The following is a 3,666-nucleotide window of genomic DNA, read 5'->3' as shown; positions in this document are numbered from 1 at the left end:
ATGGGGATCATCTTTGAGGAGTTGATCCGGAAATTTGCGGAGAGCTCTAATGAAACGGCCGGGGAACACTTCACGCCGCGGGATATCGTGCATCTGACCACCTCCCTTGTCCTGACCGGACAGGAGAACCGGCTAACGCCTAATAGCATTGTGACCATCTACGACCCTACAGCTGGAACGGGCGGGTTCTTGTCCGAAGGCGACGATTACATTCAGCAGATCAGCGAGAGTGTCACCGTCTCGCTTCACGGCCAGGAATTGAACCCGGAGTCCTACGCCATCTGTAAGGCCGACATGCTGATCAAAGGGCAGGAGGTGAGCAACATCAAGCTAGGCAACACGCTGTCGGATGATCAGCTGGCTGCAAACAAGTTTGACCTGATGCTCAGTAATCCTCCGTTTGGCGTGGAGTGGAAGAAGGTTCAAAAGCAGGTCAATGACGAGCACAAACATAGAGGGTTTGATGGTCGTTTCGGGCCTGGGCTTCCTCGTGTGTCCGATGGCTCCCTGCTGTTCCTGATGCACCTGGTTAGCAAAATGCGGGATGCCCGTGAAGGCGGTTCCCGGATCGGCATCATTCTCAATGGTAGCCCACTGTTTACGGGTGGTGCTGGCAGTGGCGAATCCGAAATCCGGCGCTATCTGCTGCAGAACGACATGGTCGAGGCCATCGTAGCCCTGCCCACGGATATGTTCTACAACACCGGCATCTCCACCTATGTGTGGGTGCTCTCCAATAACAAGCCGGCTGAACGCAAAGGCAAGGTCCAGCTAATCGATGCAACTGACCGGGCTTCCAAAATGCGTAAGTCCCTCGGCAGTAAACGCCAGTTTGTCAGCGAGTCCGACCAGGACGAGATCGTGCGGATGTATGGGGACTTTCAGGAAACCCAAAAGAGTAAAATTTTTCCCATTGAAGCCTTCGGTTACCGGCGCATCACGGTTGAGCGTCCGCTGAAGCTGAACTTCCAAACCTCGGAAGACCGCATTGAGCGGATTGCGGACGAAAAAGCCATCCAGAAAATGGACCACGAAGACCAGGACAAGATCCTCGCGGCCTGTCGTACTGTGGATGCCAAGACGGTCTACCGGAATCGCAAGCAGTTCCAGAAGGCCCTGAAGGCTTCGCTCACCGATCATCAGGTGTACCTGAGTGCGCCGCAACTGAAGTCGTTGCTCAATGCCTTGAGTGAGCGCGACCCAGAGGCGGATATCTGCACGGACAGCAAGGGCAATCCAGAAGCCGATACCGGCCTTCGGGACTATGAGAACGTGCCCCTCTCAGAGTCCGTGTACGACTACTTTGAACGGGAAGTGAAACCACATGTGGCAGACGCCTGGATTGATGAGTCCAAGCGCGATGAAAAGGATGGGGAAGTGGGCATCGTTGGTTTCGAGATCCCGTTTAACCGACACTTTTATGAGTTTGCGCCGCCTCGGCCTCTGGAAGAGATCGATGCTGACCTGAAGCAATGCACGGACCGGATCAAGCGGATGATTGAGGAGTTGTCAGCGTGACCATTGCAAAATACATCGAGAATTATGATTCAGGTCTGGCGTGGTTGGGGGCGGTACCAAAGCATTGGTCTTTAAAGCGGCTGGGGCACTTTTTTTCTGAACGAAGAGAAAAAGTAAGTGATAAGGACTTTCAACCTCTCTCGGTTACCAAACATGGAATCGTACCTAGGCTTGAGACAGCAGCTAAAACCCAAGATGGCGATAATCGGAAGAGAGTTATTGCAGGAGATTTTGTCATCAATAGTCGCTCGGACAGAAAGGGCTCATCTGGGTTGTCGGAACTAGACGGCTCTGTATCTCTTATCTGTATCGTGCTGGAGCCAAATGGAGTTTATGGCCGTTTTGCTCACCATCTTCTGAGGTCAGAAGTTTTCCAAGAGGAGTTTTACCGGAACGGTAAGGGTATCGTTGCTGATCTTTGGAGCACAGGCTTCTCCGAGATGAAGAACATAGTGATCCCTGTCCCATCACATCATGAACAAACCCAAATCGCCCGCTTCCTAGACCACGAAACCGCCAAAATCGACGCCCTGATCCGCGAGCAGGAGCGCCTGATAGAGCTGCTTCAGGAAAAACGCCAGGCGGTGATTTCCCATGCGGTGACCAAAGGGCTAGATCCGGATGTGCCGATGAAGGACTCCGGGGTGGAGTGGCTTGGGGAGGTGCCGGCGCATTGGAGAGTCGGAAAGTTAAGGTGGTATGCAACCATCCAAGGAGGAGTTGCGAAAGGTAAGGACTATCAGGATCAGAAAACGGTTTCTCTTCCCTATTTGCGAGTTGCAAACGTCCAAGCAGGTTACGTGGACTTGACGGAAGTGAAGGAGATAGCGGTCCTGGAGTCTGAGATTGAGCGGTATAGCTTGAGGCATGGTGACGTCCTCATGAATGAGGGGGGAGACAACGATAAATTAGGGAGAGGAACAGTATGGAGAGCCGAAATAGAACCTTGCCTGCATCAGAATCATGTTTTCGCCATTCGCCCAAATGGGCATTTGACGCCTGAGTGGCTGGCAATGTTTACCCAATCAAGCCGGGCTCGTTCGTATTTCTTCCTTAACTCAAAGCAAAGTACGAATTTGGCATCAATATCATCCAGCAACGTGATGAACCTAGATTTGCCGATGCCTTCAGTGGATGAGCAGGAACGAATACTCCAATTTCTCGAGTCTGAACTTCAGCAATTCACTGATTTACAAAAACAAGCAGATAAAGGAATCCAACTACTTTTGGAGCGCCGGTCAGCCCTAATTTCAGCCGCTGTCACCGGAAAAATCGATGTCCGTAACTGGCAGCCACCAGTCGACGAAAGCGCTTTTGATGAAGATGTACGTCAAGCCGGGATGGAGGTTACCGCATGAGCCACGGACGCGGCATCCGTCTGTTCCTGGTTGATGGCACTCCGAACGGTCTTTTGACTGCCGAGATCATGAACTGGACCGGCCATGCATTAACTGGCTCGCGCACCAAGCTGACGGAGCTCCTACAGCGGCCCGAATGCGGTCGTACCGGCGTGTACTTCCTTGTGGGTCCTGACCCTGACAATGCCATGCGTCCCTTGGTTTACATCGGTGAATCCGATGATGTGGCCAAGCGCCTGAAACAGCACAATCGTCCTGAGCCCCAAGGCGGCAAAGATTTCTGGGAGCGGGTGTGCCTAATCACCAGCAAAGATCAGAATCTCACCAAAGCTCATGTGAAATACTTGGAAAGCCAGCTCATCTCGATTGCCAAGCAATCCGGACGCTGTGGTCTGGTCAACGGCACCGCCCACGATTACACGGTGCTACCAGAGTCCGATCAGGCCGACATGGCGTTCTTTATTGAGCAAGTTCGCATCATTCTGCCCGTGTTGGGATTCGACTTTCTCCGTGATCGGCAGAAAATTGCAGCGCAGATCCAGGGAGGGCCTGGTTCTGATGGTGCGGCTCCGAATTTTTACATGGAGCTGCCTAAATACGGCACTCGTGCCACCGCCCGTGAAGTCGATGGCGAGTTTGTGGTGCTTGAGGGAAGCCAGGCGCGGGATAAGTGGGTGAGCGGCAGTAGCTACACGAGTTATCGCCCTTTGTACGATCAGTTGACGGCAGATGGTGTGCTGGTGCCGGACGCCTCTGGCGCGGTGCGTTTCACACAAGACCAGTCGTTCTC

At 53.1% G+C, this 3,666-nt stretch carries 3 protein-coding genes; all 3 read left to right on the top strand.

Annotated elements, in window-relative coordinates; all coding sequences use genetic code 11:
- Positions 1-1,518, top strand: a 1,518-nt coding sequence (locus MLC70_RS18170; protein ID WP_248185909.1) for an HsdM family class I SAM-dependent methyltransferase, incomplete at its 5' end; no start/stop codon positions are given.
- The gene (locus MLC70_RS18165) at positions 1,515-2,876 is read left to right on the top strand and encodes a restriction endonuclease subunit S (RefSeq protein WP_248185906.1); all 1,362 of its coding nucleotides are present in this window, start codon (positions 1,515-1,517) and stop codon (positions 2,874-2,876) included. The genes MLC70_RS18170 and MLC70_RS18165, both read left to right, overlap by 4 nt.
- On the top strand, positions 2,873-3,666 hold a 794-nt coding region (locus tag MLC70_RS18160; protein ID WP_248185903.1), incomplete at its 3' end, for a GIY-YIG nuclease family protein. The genes MLC70_RS18165 and MLC70_RS18160, both read left to right, overlap by 4 nt.

It is taken from the genome of Marinobacter goseongensis (assembly GCF_023156235.1).
Taxonomy (GTDB): Bacteria; Pseudomonadota; Gammaproteobacteria; order Pseudomonadales; family Oleiphilaceae; genus Marinobacter; species Marinobacter goseongensis.
Note: the sequence above shows the minus strand (reverse complement) of the source record. Positions and strands in the feature narration are given on the sequence as shown.